The 20,421-nt window shown below is 49.4% G+C and carries 15 protein-coding genes; 2 read left to right on the forward strand and 13 right to left on the reverse strand.

The features are described 5' to 3' along the window. Window positions 1-16: 16 nt before the first annotated feature. Complete coding sequence (locus GQF01_RS36870; RefSeq protein WP_161408014.1) at window positions 17-3,322, reverse strand: stalk domain-containing protein; 3,306 nt, start codon at window positions 3,320-3,322, stop codon at window positions 17-19. Between the two features lie 211 nt (window positions 3,323-3,533). On the opposite strand from GQF01_RS36870, the gene GQF01_RS17540 reads away from it, so the two are divergent. Both GQF01_RS17540 and GQF01_RS17545 read left to right on the forward strand, forming a co-directional pair. Continuing rightward, on the forward strand, window positions 3,534-3,920 hold the full coding sequence (locus tag GQF01_RS17540; protein ID WP_161408015.1) for a DUF4280 domain-containing protein: 387 nt from the start codon (window positions 3,534-3,536) through the stop codon (window positions 3,918-3,920). A gap of 75 nt (window positions 3,921-3,995) precedes the next feature. Further along, window positions 3,996-5,648, forward strand: a complete 1,653-nt coding sequence (locus GQF01_RS17545) for an MORN repeat-containing protein (protein WP_161408016.1) — start codon at window positions 3,996-3,998, stop codon at window positions 5,646-5,648. Between the two features lie 1,135 nt (window positions 5,649-6,783). On the opposite strand, the gene GQF01_RS17550 is transcribed toward GQF01_RS17545, so the two are convergent. The 12 genes from GQF01_RS17550 to rarD all read right to left on the reverse strand — a co-directional run bounded on the left by GQF01_RS17550 (window position 6,784) and on the right by rarD (window position 20,373). Further along, on the reverse strand, window positions 6,784-7,989 hold the full coding sequence (locus tag GQF01_RS17550; protein WP_161408241.1) for an anhydro-N-acetylmuramic acid kinase: 1,206 nt from the start codon (window positions 7,987-7,989) through the stop codon (window positions 6,784-6,786). Next, window positions 7,989-9,629, reverse strand: a complete 1,641-nt coding sequence (gene nagZ / locus GQF01_RS17555) for a beta-N-acetylhexosaminidase (protein ID WP_161408017.1) — start codon at window positions 9,627-9,629, stop codon at window positions 7,989-7,991. The genes GQF01_RS17550 and nagZ overlap by 1 nt, the downstream gene beginning before the upstream one ends. A 30-nt stretch (window positions 9,630-9,659) precedes the next feature. Beyond that, window positions 9,660-10,577 (reverse strand): N-acetylglucosamine kinase, encoded by a 918-nt coding sequence (locus GQF01_RS17560; RefSeq protein ID WP_161408018.1) that lies wholly within the window; start codon window positions 10,575-10,577, stop codon window positions 9,660-9,662. Window positions 10,578-10,606: 29 nt separating this feature from the next. After that, window positions 10,607-11,749 carry an exo-beta-N-acetylmuramidase NamZ family protein gene (locus GQF01_RS17565; protein WP_161408019.1) on the reverse strand — a complete coding sequence of 381 codons (1,143 nt, stop codon included), beginning with the start codon at window positions 11,747-11,749 and terminating at the stop codon, window positions 10,607-10,609. A 93-nt stretch (window positions 11,750-11,842) separates the two neighbouring features. Further along, on the reverse strand, window positions 11,843-12,550 hold the full coding sequence (locus GQF01_RS17570; protein ID WP_161408020.1) for a PIG-L deacetylase family protein: 708 nt from the start codon (window positions 12,548-12,550) through the stop codon (window positions 11,843-11,845). Next, window positions 12,551-13,519 (reverse strand): GNAT family N-acetyltransferase, encoded by a 969-nt coding sequence (locus GQF01_RS17575; protein WP_161408021.1) that lies wholly within the window; start codon window positions 13,517-13,519, stop codon window positions 12,551-12,553. It abuts the gene before it with no gap. A gap of 35 nt (window positions 13,520-13,554) precedes the next feature. Further along, window positions 13,555-14,415 carry a carbohydrate ABC transporter permease gene (locus GQF01_RS17580; protein WP_161408022.1) on the reverse strand — a complete coding sequence of 287 codons (861 nt, stop codon included), beginning with the start codon at window positions 14,413-14,415 and terminating at the stop codon, window positions 13,555-13,557. A 19-nt stretch (window positions 14,416-14,434) separates the two neighbouring features. Then, window positions 14,435-15,340: a carbohydrate ABC transporter permease gene (locus tag GQF01_RS17585; protein ID WP_161408023.1), complete on the reverse strand. Its 906-nt coding sequence runs from the start codon at window positions 15,338-15,340 to the stop codon at window positions 14,435-14,437. 98 nt (window positions 15,341-15,438) lie between these two features. Next, window positions 15,439-16,878, reverse strand: coding sequence for an ABC transporter substrate-binding protein (locus GQF01_RS17590; protein ID WP_161408024.1), 1,440 nt, complete (start codon window positions 16,876-16,878; stop codon window positions 15,439-15,441). A gap of 31 nt (window positions 16,879-16,909) precedes the next feature. Next, window positions 16,910-17,824: an N-acetylmuramic acid 6-phosphate etherase gene (murQ, locus tag GQF01_RS17595; protein WP_161408025.1), complete on the reverse strand. Its 915-nt coding sequence runs from the start codon at window positions 17,822-17,824 to the stop codon at window positions 16,910-16,912. Window positions 17,825-18,003: 179 nt separating this feature from the next. After that, a complete protein-coding gene (locus GQF01_RS17600; RefSeq protein ID WP_161408026.1) occupies window positions 18,004-18,870 on the reverse strand; it encodes a MurR/RpiR family transcriptional regulator in 867 nt (288 codons plus the stop codon). 600 nt (window positions 18,871-19,470) lie between these two features. After that, window positions 19,471-20,373: an EamA family transporter RarD gene (gene rarD, locus GQF01_RS17605; RefSeq protein WP_161408027.1), complete on the reverse strand. Its 903-nt coding sequence runs from the start codon at window positions 20,371-20,373 to the stop codon at window positions 19,471-19,473. Window positions 20,374-20,421 lie beyond the last annotated feature (48 nt).

Raw genomic sequence — 20,421 nt, forward strand, 5'->3', positions numbered from 1 at the left:
GCTCTTTAATCTCCTCTTAATATGAAATCTGAATGATTTGTGTAGGTGCGTTCCAATCAACCTGCAAGCCCAAGGATTCCGCTATGAACCTTAATGGGACATAAGTCCTTCCTTCAAGCAGATAGGCTGGCCCGTCGATTTGCACAGGATCGCCATCCACATAAGCCTTGTCATCACGGATGCGGCTTGTGATCGTCCTATATTCCGTGCTGACCGTAACCGTAAGAGAATCTTGGTCCCAATCTACAGCAGCACCGAATGATTCCGATACGGATCTTATAGGTAAATATGCCTGCCCATTTATTATAACAGGCGGAGCATCGAATTTGATGAAAATATTGGATGAAAGCACGTTTTCTGCCGGAATCGGTTGAATGGCAACTTTGAGTTCGGATGAACCAGAACCAGCTGAGCCAGCATCATCTGGCTCAGGGGCAGATGTCATGTCTATGGCTGTGATTGCTGCCAAAGACGCGGAAACATCGGCCAGGGCCTGTTGCTCCTCAGGCCCGTATTTGGCCTTCTCCTGCTGCTGCAGCTCCTGCAGCAGCTTCGCGACCTGCTGTTCAAGCTGCTGCTGCACGCCAGCCTCTTGCGGCAGCGCTGCCGCAAGCACCTGCACGGCGTCCAGCTGCGCGAACAGCGCGTCCTTCTTCGCCGTCTGCGCCGCCTCGGCGACGGCCTCCAGCGAGCGGGTCAGCGTCGCGACCCGCGCCGTGTCCCCCTGCGCCTGCGCCAGCTTCAGCGCAGCCTCCAGCTTCTGCTTCGCCTCTGCGAGCGAAGCCTGTCCCTCGGATGCGCCCGTTTGCGCATCCGCGAGCTGCGCCTGCGTTGCCAGGAGCTGCTGCAGCACCGCTGCAGCAGCGTCCGGCTCGCCGGCGGCGAGGGCTTGCTCCAGCTTCGCTTGCTGGAGCTCAGCCTGCTCGGCCAGCGCATCTTCGCTGGCCGCTTCCTTCCCAGGCGCCGTGCCGCCTGGGGGTTCTTCACCGCCTGGCTCGCCCGGCGGTGTTTCGGTCTCCTCGGACAGCGCTGCGATCAGCGCGTCCGGGTTATTCACCAGCTCCATCTGCTTGAGAGCTGCTTGGCTGTCGCCTTTCATCAGCGCTTCCAGCATCCCGAGCTGGGCCTGCGCATCCTTGATCTCGACTGCCAAATCGGCGATCTCGCTCAGCTTCATATCCGTAACGGCCGCTTCCTTGGCCGCCTCCAGCTTCACAATATCTTTCTTCAGCGTATCGATCTGCTGCGTCAGCTGCTCCGGCGTTTGCAAGGAAGCAATGGCACCAGGCTTTGCAATTTCCACGGTGACTTTCAGAGCCTCCGCATCCTTCTTCGAAAGTGCTGCGGAACTCGTGGAGTCGGCTATCGCGCTCGGGTCTACGGCATTATCCATGCCGAACCAAACCGCTCCAGGCTCATCCGCTTTATAAAAAATCCCCTGTCCCGATGAAGACATCGTTGCCGAAGCGGCATTGTAGGCCTCTGGGGTCAGCGCGTCCAGCTGCACTTTGTAGGAACCGATGATCACGGTACCGAGCCACTTTTCCTCGTCAGCACCAGAACCGCTATCGCCGTTAACAGTTCCGGCTCCTCCCGTCGAGCTTCCCCCATTAGCTGCACCATCCGTGGCTTCAGCGTCTGCCGCCGCCAACTGTCCGGCATTTCCTTTGCCCTCCAAAAGCAGCTCCCCAAGCGGTTTCTCCTTCGCGTAGAGCACGACCTTCAAGTTGTCAGTTTGGCTAAGTTTGAGTGTTAATTGTCTCACAGCCTTGTTAATCTTAGTGCGCTTGCTGATCGCTCGACCCTCTTTGGTAAACAGCGCATATTCTGTTGCGCCGAGCTTTTTATTCACCGTCACGCTAAAATCACTAAGCAGCGGTCCGACAGCCGGCTTCAACTTCCAAGAGCCTGCTGGGGCCTTTGGATTCTGCGGTTTGACGGCGGCAAGCCCGTCATCCAGATTTCGATAAGGCAGAATGCCCATCTTCAACGTCTTTTCGACAGCTCCACCTGTGTCGATATCGAGCTTGCCGAGCGCTGCTTCATAACTCATTTGCGCCATCAGGATTTGCTCGTCCGCCTTGCTGACCGCTTCTTTATAAGCGGTTAGCTCTTCGGTTTTCATCAGACTAAGTTTCACCTTCTGGGACGCTTTATCCAGCGCATTCACGGCGCTATCCTTATCCCGCAAAGCCTGCGCGTAACCTTCCTCTGCACCTTTGGCTTCCATATAAGAAGCTCTCACGGCAGCAATAACCGCAGATCTGCTCTCTTTCTCCTGCAGCACCGCCTTGTTTTGTTCCATGGTAGCAATAGGCAGCGCATCCCGCAGATCGTCAAGGTAACGCAGTCCGTCAAATTCCCCTTGGAGCAAGGATTTCGGAATCGGAATGAATCCAAGTAGAAGGAAAAACCCTTCCCAATCCGCCTTCACCTGTGATAACGTCGTTTCGTAGCTCGCTAGAAACAACTCCATGTCGATATCCTTAGCTTTATATAATCCGTCCATAACCTTCATGCGGCTGCTGCCAAATTTGGAACCGTACAAATCACGTGTCGTGCTTAATTTATGATCAGCTAAACGCCGATCCTCCGTATCTTTAAGCAAACTAACTGTCGACTTGAGCGCACTAGTTATGTAGCCTGGCAGCTGCTTCTGATCCAGATTCGCGTAATCCGGTTCAAAAGTAAGCTGAACTTTATTTTCCATATCCAATTGAAGCAGCTTGCCTAGCGCCAAACGGCTCGATTTGGCCGTCAATTGTGCTTGTTTATATACGGATGCCGCCTTCTCTAGCGCCTTCTCCGTCTGTTCCTGCTCGGCGCTGTCTGCGAGCCCGAATTTCCGCTTCTTTTTAACCGTATCGAGCCCAGTTTTGGCTTCTTCCAGCTTCTTGCGTGCGTTCTCTTCTGCTGCCCCATCCTGATAAGCTGTTAAATAGGCTTTCTGCACTTCAAACTGTACGGTATTCATCGATTGTCGCAATGTTTCTTGAGCGATATATAGCTGCTTGCTGGCCTCAGGCACCTTCAAACGTGTCGTCAATTCCTGACTCAAATTACGAGGTTTGGCAAAAAGTCCGGAAGCCTTCGCTTCCTCGCTTTTAACCGCATGCTGCGCCTGCTCCAGCTCCAGCTTTTTCTTCGAAATATCTGTTTTGGCGTCCCGCAGTACGGAACTTATTTTCAGTCCTTGATCCATCGCTTCTTTCATGGTTAAAGCTTTGACTGACGCAGCTTCCACGCTTGGCCCTGCCGCCAGAACCGGCGCTGTCGACAACAGCACTACAAGTCCCAGCCTTACTGCTTTTAACCCTACCACTATGAATCCCTCCGCTCGCATGTAACTCTTCCTTTATAGTACAATATCTCCCTCACTCTCGCACCCATCTTTTGGAGAAACTTAGCGAAAAGAATCGAATAGAGTAATAGATTGATGGTTACCTGCTTTTCTAGTAGTATAAAAGTAATAGAACACGCTAGCATCGGATCCTACTATTTTAATAACGCGATACATAGAAGGAGGTATACCCATGGCGAACCTAGTATGCGGCGGTGCCATGCTGCAATGCTCTTTTGGCGCTGCGCCCAGTTCGTTAATGGTGCTGCCCGCGAATATGGTGATGACCGCGATGCCCATCGCCAACATTATGGATAATAAGCCAATGGTGAACATTTTGCCGTTCGGCATGTGCAATTCAATGGCCAATCCTATGGTTGCCGCAGCAACGGCGGCGGCTCTCGGCGTACTGACCCCTATGCCCTGCATACCAGTGACAGCAGCCCCTTGGGCTCCTGGAGCGCCAACGGTGCTCGTCGCTAACATGCCTGCTCTGAACAATACCTCCAAGTGTATGTGCAATTGGGGCGGCATCATCCAAGTTCAGCAGCCTGGACAAATGACGATTCAGGTACCATAACCCATTTTCAAAAATCGAGCATCCTTCTAGGAGTGAAATCAATTGGAGATTCAGCCGGTCAAAACCATTGAAAAAGTGCTAAGACCCGTCGTTGCACCTTTCATCGGACATGTCATGAAAGCCTTCCAGACCATTGGAAGACTACCCAAACTAGCGATCATTAAGTTTCAACAGATTCTAAGAGTCATGCTGCAAACACGTGAGACCTCGTTAAAAAACTACATTTTGATCGGCTCTTACTACGTCTCCAAAAGACTGCTGCTCTTCATCACCTTGCTGATTCTCGTATTAATCTTTTTTATCTTCATCCGTCCGCCTGCGATCGTGAATAAATGGTTGAACCGGGTTCCTGTTCTGCAGGAAAATACCACGAAGCTGACCAGTTTCTCGGGCAATGGTAAAGTAGTGGGTACCGAGAAAGCAGCACGCTATGAAGGCGGTCTAGTTGATGGGTTGTACGCTGGGAAAGGCAAGTTGTATCACAAGAACGGTATTCTTGCTTACGAAGGTGATTTTGAAAAGGGACAGAAATCAGGCGCCGGCTCGCTCTATGATGAACATGGTGCATTGCTGTATAAAGGGGCTTTTGCCGGAGATGCCTACAATGGGGCTGGCACCTTGTATACTCCCGATCAGAAAGTGCTGTATATCGGCGAATTTCAAAATAGTAAGTATGGCGGGGCCGGAAAATTGTTTGCCCCAAGCGGCGATTTACTCTACGAAGGCGCGTTTAATGGCGGCCTTTACAACGGGGCGGGCAAGCTGTTCTCTTCGGGCGGCATCGCCCAATATGAAGGAGAATTCGCAGCCGGTCAATATAGCGGAGCTGGCAAGCTTTACGATACCAAAGGCCTTCTCGTTTATGAAGGCGGCTTTAAGAACGGCAGCTACTCCGGCGATGGGACCGAGTACTCTGCAAGCGGCCTGATGAAGTTTAAAGGCCAGTTCCTTGCAGGCACATACGGCGGAGAGGGAACCGCCTTCGATGAAAAAGGCGTGCCCCGCTTCAAGGGCACGTATGTAAGCGGCGCCTTGAACGGCGCTGGAGAAGCCTATGACGAGCTTGGCAAGCTCGTCTACAAGGGCGATTTCAAGGCTGGCGTCTATGACGGCCTTGGCACGGTGTTTGACGCAGACGGCGCGCCGCTGCTGCGGAGCTTTTTTGCAGGCGGCCAAGCCAGCCTGCAGGGTTTCCTCGGTTTGTCCAGCAAGAAAGTCGAAGACTTGCTGGGCAAACCAGCGGAAGTGACGCTGCAGGATGTCAGCGTCATGCTTGCGGGCCAGGAGGCGGCGGTGGACGCCTCCGCTGGGACTCCGGCGGCGGCTGCTGGCGATGCCGCCGTTGGCGCAGAGACGACCGCGCCTCCGGCGGCGGGCGCGGGTGATGCGGCAGCAGCAGCGGCAGTAGGCGTAAAGCTGCTGCTAAGCTACCCCGCCTACCAGCTGTCGCTGCTGGTTGAGCCTGCGAAGGGCAACCCGAAGGAGGCCGTTGTCACTTCGCTTAGCATTTGGGGCTCGAAGCCATTGGCGCTGCTGCAGCCAGCCATCGAGACCGTCAAAAAGCGCGGCGAGCCTAACGATGCCGGCTACGTCGTGATGGAAACCGAGGTAGGTGCCGGGAGTGGCACCTACACGAACAGCTACTACAAGGGGGATTACCTCTTCACTTTGACGCATTTTGATAAAACCAAAGAAGCCCACCTTTTGCAGGTGAGCTCTACGAAATAAAAATAACTGGGAGACGCTTATAATGAGCGTCTCCCGTTTTTTGTTAGCTCATCTCCGACCTTCCACCGCACCCTTGTTCAGCCCGCCCTACTTTCCCAGTAGCGCAAATTCTGCGATATCTAAAACAAACTAGTCCAACTCACTACCCTAGCTACTCCAGCTAATTCCCTCCCCCACACTACGCCTCTTACTCCAATCCCCCTGTCCGCATCAGTACTCCCATTCCGCTTGCTCTTCCCAACAAATATCCCCCCAGTAGCGCAAATTCTGCGCTATCTACAACAAACTACTCCAAACCTCACTACCCTAGCTACTCCAACTAATTCCCTCCTCTCCCACACTAGCCACTTACTCCATCCCCCTATCCGTATCAGTACCACCATTCCACCGCCTGCCCACTCCGACCAACATCCCCAGTAGCGCAATTTCTGCGCTATCTACAACAAACTAGTCCAACTCACTACCCTAGCTACTCCAACTAATCCCCTCTTCCCCCACACTACGCCTCTTACTCCATCCCCCTGTCCGCATCAGTACTCCCATTCCGCTTGCTTGCTCTTCCCAACAAATATCTCCCAGTAACGCAAATCCTGCGATATCTACAACAAACTAGTCCAAGCCTCACCACCCTAGCTACTCCAACTAATCCTCTCCTCCCCACACTACGCCTCTTACTCCATCCCCTGTCCGCCAACCAATGCACTAACGGACACCATAGTCCTTATATTGACTATTAAGCCCAACATAAAGAACCTATCGGACCGGAGAGCCTTTATTCGCTTGGTTATTGGCTATTTTGAGCAATCTCCGGTTAATAACGTCTTTCATGTCCGTTAGATTCTATATTGAGCTTATTTCACTCAATTAGAAGCATCTCAGTCCGTTAGGCTCAGACTGTTCGCTAGGTGAAAGTAGTCCCCCTGGGGATTAGATACGAACTGCAAAAAGTACAGCAATTTCGCGCACAAATAGCCAAAAACGCAAAAAACCTGCATTTCCTACATCAAAACCCCGACTATCCGCCGAAAACGGCTTGAAGTCACGATATTTGATGTACGTTTTGCAGGTTTTTATTCGTTAACAGGAAATCCATTCAGATTTACTGTACTTATTACATCTTCTATGCCGCCACGCCCTAAGGCAAAGCTAACTTGCCCATCACAGTCAGGCGTTCCGCACCTGTCGCCGAAGGCAAATTGTTCGGCACGCCGTGAATACAATCGTTGCCGAGCAGGGCGAAAAGAATTGCTTCTTTGGCATCGCCGGAGATACCCAGCTCATCGGAGGTAAGAATCGCTTGCTCAGGAAGCAGCTCTTGCATCATCCGAAGCAGTGTATGATTGCGCGCACCGCCGCCGCTCACGATAACTTCCGCTATGGCACAATGCGGGAAAACAAAATCTGTATAAGCACGAGCGATAGAATGCGCCGTGAACGCCGTCACTGTAGCGACGATATCTTCATGCGCAAGACCTCGCTCCAGGGCGCTTTTGAGCCAGGAAGCTGTATACGCCTTCCCGAACAGCTCACGGCCCGTGGTCTTCGGAGGAAGCTGCGAGAAATAAGGATGCGCCAGCATCTCCTCTAACAACTCAGCGTGGACTTGACCGCGAGCCGCCCATGCGCCATCAGCGTCATAGGTAAGCCGGCCTTCGGACAACTCATAGACTACTTGATCCATGATCATGTTACCTGGACCTGTATCGAAAGCAATCAGCTCGCTGGCATCGGACATCGTTGCATCCGTTCCTTGAGCTGGAATTGCTGTACAGTTGCCGATGCCGCCGATATTTTGGAGGATGCGCCCTTTGACCGCATCGCGAAACATAATGAAATCTCCATAAGGTGCAAGGGGAGCACCTTGCCCCCCAACCGCCATGTCAGCGGTGCGGAAATCACCTACAACCACCCTGCCAGTCCGTTTGGCGATGACAGATAAATCGCCGATCTGAAGGGTTGATTTCGGCAGATAAGGATCCGCTTCATCGGCCACTGGAATATGCCACACGGTTTGTCCATGAGTGGAGATGAGATCGATCTCCTCCATTTTCATTCCTGCAGACGCAGCCGTAATCAACACCGCGTCAGCAAAACGTTCAGCAATGGCAAAGTTCATGCCGCACAAAAGGGCCACATTCGAGTGATCAATGGAGCATAGCTGCTTTAACTTCTCGCGTACCTCTTCCTCGTAGGAGAAGCTTTCAAAATGAAGCAGTTTGACTTTGGCATCGATCCCGCAGCCATCAATACGGACGATGGCCACGTCGATGCCGTCCAAGGAGGTGCCTGACATGATGCCTGCGACGGTCAGGGATTCTTGATTCAGAAGGGAACGGAGCATCACAGTCCGCCCTCCCACTTCCAACCTGCAGGATATCCCGAGCCTAGTGTAACAGGCAGTCGGCCTTTCATCTCCAGCTCACCTACCAAACCTTTGGCCGTGCTTTGTAGCGCTAACGGACGGCTTTCGTAAGCAGCGATGAAGGTGGAAACCTCCGGCAGCTCCAGCAAATCGTACGGCACGCGCAGCGCGACGACGACCAGCGGCTTGCCAAGTGCTTGCAGCGCACGCACCAGCTCGACCTGCGCAGGATGGAATCGGGCGTTGTACGTCCCGATGACGATCTGCTCCGCTTCTTCAGCTGCTGCAAGCACCGATCCCGTCAACCCACCGACCTCTGCGAGCGGCAGCACGCGGTCGATCACGTCAAAGCCGCGCTCCGCAAGCGCTGCGCCTAGACTTGCCGGTCCGGCGTACGCTTCGTCGACGCCGGACGATACCGCTGCGGCCACGGTGACCGCTAGCGTTCTTACACGCTTCAGCGGCAGCATCCCCTGCTCGTCTTTGACGAGCGTAATGCTGGCTTCGCTGAGACGTTCGGCGACCGCGCAATGCTCCGCGGTCCCTACTTCAGCCGCAGTGCCAGGCTGCGGCACCAGCAATCCACGACGCTCCTTGAGCGCGAGCAGTCTTTCCACAGACGCGTCGATGCGCGATTCACTTAGGCGCCCCTCCTTAACAGCCTGCTCGATCGCATCAATAGCGCCGATCTGGCGATCAAGCCTATGGCTGATCAACACGAGATCAGCCCCAGCTTCGATAGCCATTACGCTTGCGGCTACCGTGCCGTAATGTTCTGCAATGGCATTCATCTCCATGCAGTCCGTCATAATGACGCCATCGTAGCCCAGCTCCTCACGAAGCAGTCCGGATAACACGGACTTGGAAAGCGTCGCAGGCAGCTTCTCGGACTCAAAAGCCGGGAAATAAATGTGCGATGACATAATCGCATCGACGCCGCCCTCAATTGCTCGGATGAACGGTACCAGCTCCAGAGAACGAATCCGTTCTTGATCATGCTTAATCGTTGGCAAATCCAAGTGGGAGTCAACGCTCGTATCGCCATGTCCCGGGAAATGTTTCGCCGTCGCGACAACATTAGCGTCTTGGAAACCTTGTACCGAACGCTGACCGAATGCAGCAACAAGCTCCGCAGACTCGCCGAATGACCGCACGCCAATGACCGGATTGTCTGGATTGTTATTCACATCGAGCACGGGAGCAAAGTTCAAGTTAATCCCAAGTGCTCGGAGCTCTTTCCCTGAGATCAACGCGGCTTCATACGCAGCGTCACTTCCGTCTCTTAAACCAACGCCCGGCCCAATTGCTCCAGCCGCAAGCGCCATCTGCCCGGGCATTAACGCAACACCCTCCGTGATACGAGCAACCATCCCGCCTTCTTGATCGATGGAAACCCAAAGCGGCAACGTGCCCGATTGCTGTGCAATTTGCTGCAGCTGCTCGGATAGCTGAGCTACCTGTCCAGTTTGTTCTACATTGCGCGCAAAATAAATAACCCCGCCAATATGGTGCTCTGCAATCAGCGCTTTGAGCTGATCCGTCGCTACTGTGCCTTCAAATCCACAAAGAAGCATCTGACCAATTTTCTCTCTTAGCGTCATATCCTGAACTTTTTTCATTCTCTATCCCTCTCCCTCTATCTCTTCCACCTATTTGTTCAAACGGTTCAGCGCCATCAGAACAGCACCGCTAGCCGCATCCTTTTTAGCCGTCATACAAGTCAAATCCGGATATCTTTCGCTCAATTTCTGCACAAAAGCGCTCCTCACATGGCTATTGTTCAGCAATACGCTTCCGACCATCGCAAGGCTCCCCTGCTGCATGGACAGCTTTTCCACGACAGGAACAGCCGTCTCGAAAAGCGCTGCAGCGCTTTTCGCCGCAATTGCGAGCGCCGTTTCGTCTCCTAGCTCACAAGCCTTAGACAGGATCGGCGCCAAGGCTGCGATGTCCTTTTTGTTCGTCTCTTTGTTATAGACGAATCCTACGATTTGTTGAACCGTCGTCAGTTGCAACTGTTCATAAACCATACCCGTAATGACGGTCTCGCCAATCCTGCCGTCCTGTGACTGAACGAGCGCAGACAATAGATCACGACCTATGCTGTAGCCACTGCCCTCATCATCGATGAGGTGTCCGAGACCGCCGGCACGGTGAATCTTTCCGTCCTCATTTTTGCCATAACAAATAGACCCTGTTCCCGCAATCATGATAATGCCGTATTCCCGATCATGCGCGCCGCAAAGTGCCGTCTCCTGATCGCCAGTGATGTATACTTTGCCTTGATAGCCGCATTCTCTGACATTCGCTTCCAAGCGGGTAGTAACGGTCGGATTGCTAACCCCAGCTGCACCAATCACGATTTGTTCACAGTGCTCTAGTCCCCCGCATGCCTCGCTGATCCCTTGAAAAATGTCCTGAAAGCTCTGCTGGATACTATCCGCATCTTGCCCATTATAGTTAATAGCGCCAGATGTAAAAGTATGCACCACATGACCGCTCTCATTAGCTACTACCACCGCTGTTTTGGTACCTCCGCCATCTAGCCCCGCTACGTATCTTGTCATTGAGTTACTTTTCACTTCTTCCATGTATTCTATTTGTACAAATGATACTGCTGTTTCATCTGCGCAAAGGTTTGGCTCTCTTCACGAAATTGCTGAAGCAGATCTGCCACATTCACGTTGTCTTGGCGATACACATTGTCCCCGCACAACAAATCCATGAAAGGTCGGGAACCTTCTCGGACAGGAGGCAGGAAAGCAAATTGCTCATAATTGCTCTTAATCGTGTAGAGCAGGGTAATCCCTGTTTCCATAGGCTTGATAGCCCGATTGTCCAACACGTGCACTTGAACACCGCTGCAGGACTCTCCCTGATGCTTGGAGAAGCTCGGTTTGAAATAGACGGGGCGGAAAACAACGCCTGGCAGTTTCTTGGCATTCATTTCATCCGCCAGCTTCTGCCCATCGATGAACGGAGCCCCTATGGCTTCAAAAGGAACCGTCGTCCCGCGTCCTTCCGACAAGTTCGTGCCTTCAAAAATGCACGTTCCGGGGTACAGCAAAGCTGATCTAAACCGTGGAAGGCCTAGGGAAGGCATAATCCACTCTTGCCCTGTCTCCGGGAAAAGCATGCCTCGATCCCACCCTTCACAGCGAACCACGTGCAGCTCACACTGCCAGTTCATCTGATCATTGGCCATCATCGCAAGTTCTCCGACTGTCATTCCATAGCGTACAGCAAGCGGATAATTGCCTACAAATGATTGGTATTCCGGTTTTAAAATATTGCCTTCCACCGTCACGCCATCCAGAGGGTTAATCCGGTCGAGAATAACGAAAGGTTTGCCTGCTTTCGCGCAATCTTCCAAAGCATATAACATCGTATAAATAAACGTATAATAGCGGGTTCCTACATCCTGAATATCATAGACGACCATATCGACTTCATCCAGCATCTCTTGGCTCAAACGTTTGGAATCTTTGCGATACAAGCTGTGTACCGGCACTTGTGTGATCGGGTCCAGGTACGTTTCTACCAGCGCGCCAGCGGCTTGATCACCCCGCACCCCATGTTCGGGAGAGAATAAGGCGGTGAGGTTGAAATGCTCATGCAAAATTTGAATCGTAGAAACAAAATCCTTGTTCAATCCCGTTGGCGCCGTAATCAGCCCAAGCCGTTTCCCTTTGAATAGATGAGCATACTGCATGATACAATCAATGCCATTAAGAATCATAGCTTTCCCCTCGCTCGCTTCTTTTTATTGAACAAAACCTCTACCTAAGCCATATTCGTAATAAGCGGCTGCGTGTAGAGGTCGGATGATTTTCTATAATTCAGTTTTGAGCACACGCATATTTTCTTCTGGGATCATGAACGTTTGTGCATATTCTTTTCTGGCTTCAAGCCCGCGAACTCTCATCAAATGCTTGTAGTATTCCAAGTACTTGAACGACTTGCTGCCCGTTACGAACCAATGCGTGGAAACCGCTTTGACCCATAGATCGAAGGCGTCCTGATCGTAATCGACATAGACATACGGACGGTAGTCAACAGCGTCTTCCCAGTTCTCGGCATAATACAATCTCTGTGCAAAATGGGCAGGAAGCTCCCGCTCGAATGTCGGCAAGGCAGCAAAATAACGGGCATCATTCACGATGCGGTGCGTAGTCATGTGATCCTTATGCATGCTGTTTTTCCAATGGGTGATGATCACGTTAGGCCGCACTTGACGAATGACATCGCATACACGGAAGCGCATCTCTTGATTATCCTGAAGTTCGCCATCTGGAATATCGTCGAAAACGAAAGCTTCCCCGCCCAGCATCTCAGCAAATATTTTCGCCTCATTTACTTTCTGCACGCGATATTCAGCCATATCTTGTCCTGCCGGAACACCGCGTTCGCCTGCTGTCAGCGCCAGAGTTGCAATGCGGTCCCCTTTCAAGAAGTGACTCGCGAGTACGCCTCCAGCCGTTAATTCGGCATCACCAACATGGCCGCCAATCGCTAATATCGTTAACTTTTGCTCGCTCATTCACACAAACTCCCTTCTCATCACAGAAAATTGTTTGACGGTCGTAAAACCTGCCTTCTCATAAATGCGAATGGCCGGATTCGTACTGCCTGTGTAGAGTGACATGTAAGCAGTCCCAATTGAACGGAAAGCCTCGCACAGCTTAAAGAAAAGCAGACTGCCCAGTCCATGACCCTCATGCTCAGGAAGCACGCCGATGCCTGCAAAGTAGCCACGCCCGTTGTCCTGACGAATGACCGGGCCGGCGAATCCGATGACTTTACCTTTATATGCAGCAATGACCACTGGCACACCCTCTGCCGTGCACTGCCCGATTTCCCTTTGCCACAAAAGATTGTTAAAGCCATTAAGCATTTCGTTAACGCCGTTATGCTTTTCCTTATCGAACAATTCCACCGTGTATCCTTCGGCTGCTGCCTTATGTTCCTTGGCCCTAACATCCTCCGGTATGGCGAAACCGTCCAGCTTCAAATACATCGCGCACTCTTTCGCCCGTTCCACATATCCTGCTTGCAGCAAAAACGCATACATTTTACTTTCGATCGGCACACCGGGCGCATTGTTATGCTCATGCTTCGGAGTCCCAGGAATATACCATGGCAATAACATCGGATTGAAGAATAAGACCTCGCCTTGCTTTTTCCCCAATTGCTGAAAACGACGCTCCAAAACGTCTAGCATGCCTTGATAATGATGATCGGTTTGGAAGCTGTCGGCCAAAACGATGCAGGTGATGTATCCAGCCACTTCCCCAAGCGGCAGATCATCCCCTGTACAGCTACAGGCGAAGCCTTTGACCTCATTTTGATCCAGTAGCACAAAAGTATTTTCACGATCAAAATAAGGACTGGCCGTAAAAATACGCTCAAAGGTTTCTTCCGTCAGTTCCTTATAGCCATCTTTCACGGCTTCTTCATTCCATAAATCAATAACGGCCTGACGATATTGTTGATCCCAAGACACAATCATGCTGAAGTGATACCTCCCCCACGCCCCATCTTGTATTAGCCTTTCACCGCTCCAACAGTTACACCTTCTAAGAAGTACTTTTGCAAGCTGAAGAAAAGAATAAACATCGGTAGTGCTGAGATTGTAGCACCTGCCATCATCGGCGCGATAAACGTCGTATTGGCGAAGCGGAAGTTTTTGAGACCCAATTGAATCGTCTGCATATCCATCGTATTGGTGACGAGTAGCGGCCAGAAGAACGTGTTCCAGCTATCCATGAACGTAAGAATCGCCATAACGGCAAGCACGGTTTTGGACAAAGGCAGAATGATTCTCCAATAGATGGTGAACTGGCTGCAGCCTTCGATTTTGGCACTTTCCATAATCTCGTTCGGGATGCTGCCCATAAACTGTTTCGCTAGAAAAATATTATATACAGTAACGATACCCGGCATAATTAATGCGCTGTACGTATTTTGCAGATTAAACACATTAACAACAAGAATATACAAAGGAACTTGCGTAACTTGGTAAGGAATCATCATGGAGACAAGCAATACGGCAAACAGCACGCCTCTCCCTTTAAAATGAAGCTTAGAAAATGCGTATCCTGCCATACTGGCGAAAATAACATTCGATACCATCACGGTAGTAGCTACGATTAGGGAGTTCAGAATCCACCGATACGAATACTCGCTATAATCAAAGAAATATTTGAAGGAAGCGAATGTGAACTTGCTTGGTAAAATGGAGTAGCTCACCGCTCCTGCCTCAACCGGATCTGCAAAGGATGAAATGACCATGAAATAGATTGGAAATATCGTCGCCAAAGCAAAAAGGAGAAGGGCGATAAAAATGATTGAATTACGAAGGGTTTTTACTCTAGGTCTGCCTGCATGACTGCTGTATAAAGCCATTATTTATCCATCCCCTCTCTTAATAGTCGACATCTTTTCCGGCAAATTTGAACTGAAGAACCGAAATTCCTGCGATAATGACAGCTAGAATCAGCGATTGTGCCGCGGCTTTACCGAATTCAAAATAAGTAAAAGCATTATTGAAGATCAGTAGACCAACCATCGTAGTCGCATTGTTCGGGCCACCGCCGGTCATCAGGTAAGCGTTCTGGAACACTTGGAATGAACCAATAACACCTGTAACCAGAAGGAATAACGTAGCTGGTTTCAAAGAAGGAACAACGATGTACCACAGCTTCTGGAAGAAATTCGCTCCATCCATTTCTGCTGCTTCATAGAACGTATCATCAATACCCAGAAGTCCTGCCAGGTAGATGATGATGCTTGTGCCGTGACTGGAAAGCCAAGACATCAGTACCAATGAGAACATAGCTGTTTTACTTGAACCCAACCAGTTCTGATTGCTGAATCCGAAGAAATGAATAAATTGATTCAGAATCCCGCCCTCAAGAGGATCGAAGATCCAAAGCCATACGACGGATAAAGCAACACCTGAAGCTACCACAGGCAAGTAATAAATACCTTTGAAGAAGCCCTGCGTTTTCTTCCTCAGCGGAAGAATCAAGATCGCGATCACCATCGATAAGATTAAGTTAACAGGTACGGTCAGAATCGTGTAGACAACCGTGTTGCGCATTGCTTGCCAGAACAAAGGATCTTTTAAGGAAGAAGCATAGTTCGCGAATCCAACATAAGTGGAACCAAGAGGCTTGTATTCCTGGAGACTGATGATAAACGCACTGACAACCGGGTATGCGGTGAACATCGCAAAAACAACCAAAGCGACGGCAATAAATGCATATCCCCAGACACCTTCTCCTTTGATTCCTCTTCTTTTTATCGGTTTAGCGATATTCGTTGCCATTTTCTCTAACCCCCAAACCCCGTTGAAAACCCGGATTAAAATAGTTCGGATAGCCGTGTAAGTTGCTTTCACGACTATCCGAAATTTACTTTTTATTATTAGTCTTTAACAATTCCGTCTGCGCCAAATGCAGCAATTGCAGCAGCTTTAACAGCTTCATACATCGCTTCTGGTGTTACTTCACCAGCAATTAGACCTTGGAACTTAGGAACGATAACTTCTGTTTCCAATTTAATCGCTTTAGCGCCTAGTTCACTCGGGATGTCGGAACGAGCTGGCGTTGCATTTTTAAGCATGTATTCAACAGCCGCAACGTTCTCTGGGCTTCTTTCGATCTTCATGCTTTCAGCTGCTTTTTTACCGCTTTGCGTGATGTGAGCGGAGAACAAATCATTGTTTGTTGTCGCCGCATTTTTGCCGCTAGCTAGGAAGTACGCTGCTTTAACGACATTTGCTTTGTGCTCAGCAGTCGGTTCCTTTTTACCACGGAACGTCATGTAACCGTCAACTACAGCTGCTGATGATTGTTTAGCACCTTGGAAAGTTGGAGCCGGCAATACAACATAATCAACATTAATGGAGTCTTTTACTGCACTTGCATCACTAGCTTTCAGTTTTGCATTGTTTGTTTTTGCAGAGTTCTCAAATACAGCAAGACCTTTACCCGTGATCATCGTTTGACCTGTCAAGAACATGTTCCAACGTTTACCAGCGTCTACGGAGCTAAGCTCTTTCGGCATGGAACCGTCATCAATCAGTTGACGAAGATCTTTCAGCAGACCCAAGTAATTTTTGCTAGTGTATGCATATTTCAAATCTTTATCAAACGCGCTTGGCATACCCGCATTTTTCGCCATAATACCCAAGTAATCTACCGCTGCTACGCCTTTCACTGCAAACACAAAACCGTAACGCGTTTTGCCGTTTTCAGTGACTACGCCTTTTTTGATGGCTTGACGGAATTCGTCATAAGTCCAGCCGCTTGTCTGTACTTTTTTCCAATCGATGCCTGCTTTTTCTAGGAACTCTTTATTTCCGCCCAATGCGTGTACTTCCATGTACGCCGGGAAGCCGTAAAGACCTTTACCATTTTTCATGTAATCAAGTGGGGCTTTGTCGTAATCACTAATCATTTCAGGAGTTGCTGTATCCGTGATGTCCATGAGCAAACCTTGCTGCACGTATTTCGGGATACCGTCAGAGCCACCGAATGCAATATCCGGCGGGCTGCCCGCATTCACTTGTGTGTCCAATTTCTGCTTCATATCTTCCCAGCTAGCTGGTTCGATTTTCAATGTAAGGTTTGGATAAAGAGCATTGAAATCTTTGGTCATTTGTTCGAAAGTCTTTTGGTAGTTCGGTGAAACCGGCGGCAGAAGTGCCGTGATGGTATCTTTCGCTGTTGAAGCGCCAGCACTTGCAGCTGGAGCTGATGCAGCCGGTGAACTGGACTCTTTCGTACCTGAACCGCCACCACAAGCTGTTAAAGCCATTGTCAAAGCTACAACGGATGCTAATACGGGCATTTTTCTTTTCATGAAAAACAGACCTCCTAATAATTTCAGTTATTTACACAACTTGAACAAAGGTGCGTATGGCTCTTTTCAAACTGCCTTCACTTTGCTGCAGGGCTTGTTCAGCATCCGCGGCATTCATGCCTGTTTTGATCATCATAATTGCTAATTTACAGTTCATGGAAGCAGCTTCCAAATGAGTCATAGCCGTCGCTTCGTCAACACCTGATGCCGCTCGAATAATACGTACGGAACGATCACGCAATTTGATGTTACTTGCTTTCATGTCCACCATTAGGTTGTTATAAGTCTTCCCTAATTTAACCATCGTACAAGTCGTAAGCATATTTAGAACCAGCTTCTGTGCTGTTCCCGCTTTCAATCGGGTAGATCCCATAATCACTTCCGGCCCTACGACAGGCGCGATGCATACATCACAGACAGGTGCTAATTTCGAGTTCTTGTTATTCACTACACCGATTGTCGAAGCCCCAATTTCCTGCGCTCTTCTCAAAGCAGCAATAACGAATTGTGCGCTTCCACTAGCTGTAATACCAATAACCGCATCCTTGTCAGTCACACCACAACGCTCAATAAGTGCTACCCCTTCATCTGCGTTATCCTCAAATCCTTCAACCGCAAATCTTAGGGCCACATCCCCACCAGCAATATGACCTTGCACCAGCATGGCATCTACACCAAAAGTAGGAGGACATTCAGAAGCGTCGAGCACACCGAGTCTGCCAGAAGATCCGGCCCCTACGTAGAACATTCTGCCGCCATTTTTCAGCACATGATGCAAAATGTCGACCGCTTTCATAATCTGCGGAATCTCCGCTTCTACGGCCGTTGGAACTGTTGCATCCTGTTCATTCATCAAACGTAACATTTGTTCTGTTGTACATTCGTCGATATTCAGTGTTTTCTCATTAATTTCTTCCGTAGTCAACCCCGACAGATACTCATCCATTGTCTCATCCTCCTATCCTGTTTCTTTAAGTTTCTAAATTCATACTAGCGAAAAATTTCATCATGGTCAATAGTTTTTGAAATTTTATTTTATTATACAATAAAAAATTGAATTTTTATTTTGGCACACAACAAAAAAAAGACAACAGCTTTATCATGCTTAGCCGTTGTCTTTCTTATTCACTTACGGTGCTTGCTGCTGGCAATAATATCATGCGTTTTTGACAAATATTTCTTCACTTTTTTGTACTCTGCGCTGGCTACTCCAGCAAAAAGAATATCAATTACCGTTAGCATCGCAATGCGCGAACCCATCGCTCCACTGCGAATTGTTACCTCAGGTGTAGAAATACTGAGCACGATGTCCGCCTTTTCAGCTAACTCGCTCTTATTATATTTCGTGATCGCGATGACGGTAGCCCCGTTCTTTTTGACAATGTCCAGCGACTCAATAATTTCAATGGTACTGCCGGAATTTGAAATAAAGATAGCTACATCCGATTTATCAAGAAGTGTTGCATTCGTTAGTTGGCTGTGTCCGTCTGTATAGGAATGACACATCTTGTTGATCCGCGAAAACTTCTGCTCCGCGTCGATACACACCAATCCGGATGCACCAATTCCGAAGAAAACAATGCGGCTGCTCTCGCGCAGCACCTTAACCGCACGGGCGATTTCATTTTTATCAATCACGCTTAATGTATCTTCAATCGATTTGCTATTATTACGAGAAATATTAGAGATAATAATGGAAAGATCATCCCCAGGCTGAATATCGGTATACTGATCCTTCTGCTCATCATCCATAGAGCCAATTGAAGCCGAAATACTGACGATGAAATTACGGTAGCCTTTGTACCCCATTGTTTTGCAGAACCGCAGCACCGATGCGTCGCTAGTTTTCGTCAACTGAGCAAGACTCTTGATCGATAAATGAGGAATCTCTTCTAAATTTTCTAAGATGTACTCCGCTACCAGCTTCTCTACAGGCGTAAGACTTTCTTTCATATCCCGAATTTTGATCAAAATGTTGTCGTTAATTGCCATCGCTTTTCCCTACTCGCCATATATTATCGGAGCTAAAATTACTAATATCATACGAATATTCTTTTAAAAACACAAGATGATCTTCTCCTATCGTAACGGATTCCCAGTCGCCAATCAAGAAATTTTATTTCAGTACTTATTATTAAAATAAAAATTAAATTCCAATATAAAAGATTGCTCGGAAGGAATAAAAAAAGGGCTATCCCTACAAGTCGAATGTGACTTGTGGGATAGCCCTTTTTGGTTTCACTTGGCCAACTCGCCGGCGCTGGGTGGCTTTAAGAAGTTAGCTGGAATTTCTCCAGCTAATTTATTTAAATCTTCGTTTTCCAGTTGAATAACTGGAAAATCTCCTTTTAATTCGCTCGAAATTGGCTTCGAGCGGGCGAGATGGCTGATTTAACTGGAGTTTTTCCAGTTAAACCCGTTACGACGTCCTGGAAGAGAGGAAATAACAGGATAATTTCCATCTATTTTGGCTACTCCAACTAATCATCCACCACTGCCGCCGTTTCACGCGCCTTACTGAACTAGCTACTCCAAGTAATCAGATGCCTGTGCCTCAATGGAGCACGAGTGCGCACATGCCTCGGCCAGCTGTTACCCCGCTTCCGCAGCAGAAGCAGCAGCAGCCGTCGTCCGAGCCATACGCATCGACGCCAAGGCGTAGACGATGAGTGCCGCCCAGATCAGGGAGAAGCTGATCAGCAGCACCGGCGAAAACTTCTCCTTAAATACGAATACGCTAAGGAGCAGCGTAATAGAAGGTCCGATGTATTGGATGAAGCCCAGCATCGATAACGGAAGCCGAGCCGCTGCTTTGGCGAACCACAGCAAAGGCAAAGCTGTCGCTGCGCCTGACAATAAAAGCATGACAAACGAAGCTGTCGGAAGCGACCAAGCCGCTTCATGATGAGTGAAATGCAAGTAAACGACATAAGCCACAGCGATAGGAAAAACAATCGCGGTTTCTCCAGCCAGTCCAATAGAAGCTTCGTAGGACACTTTCTTTTTCACTAGGCTATAAACGCCGAACGAAGCCGCCAGCGACAAGGATACCCACGGGAATCTGCCGTAATCAATCGTAGCAACCAAAACGCCGGCCCCCGCCAAAGCGACAGCAAGCCACTGACTGCGGGTAGGTTTCTCACGCAGAAATAGGACGGCAAGCATAACGTTAAAGAGCGGTGTAATGTAATATCCGATACTCGTCTCAATAACATGTCCGTTGTTGACCGCCCAGATGAAGATCAGCCAGTTGGACGAAATCAAGATCGAGCTAGCCGCGACTACAAGCAATGTCTTGCGGTTCGTAAACATATTCCGTAGCTGCGCCATTTTACCGCGCCCTACGAATAGAAGCAGAGCCATAAATACAAATGACCAAATGACACGGTGTGCCAAGATTTCCCCAGCAAGCAGCGACTCAAATGATCTCCAATAAACAGGCAGCAAGCCCCATGCGATATAGGCAATAATGGCGTACCAAAGCCCTTTTTTCATGATCGAATCCTTCTTTCACTATCTAATTACAGTCCCCTATGAATCTAG

Source organism: Paenibacillus silvestris, from assembly GCF_009882985.1.
Taxonomy (GTDB): Bacteria; Bacillota; Bacilli; order Paenibacillales; family NBRC-103111; genus Paenibacillus_E; species Paenibacillus_E silvestris.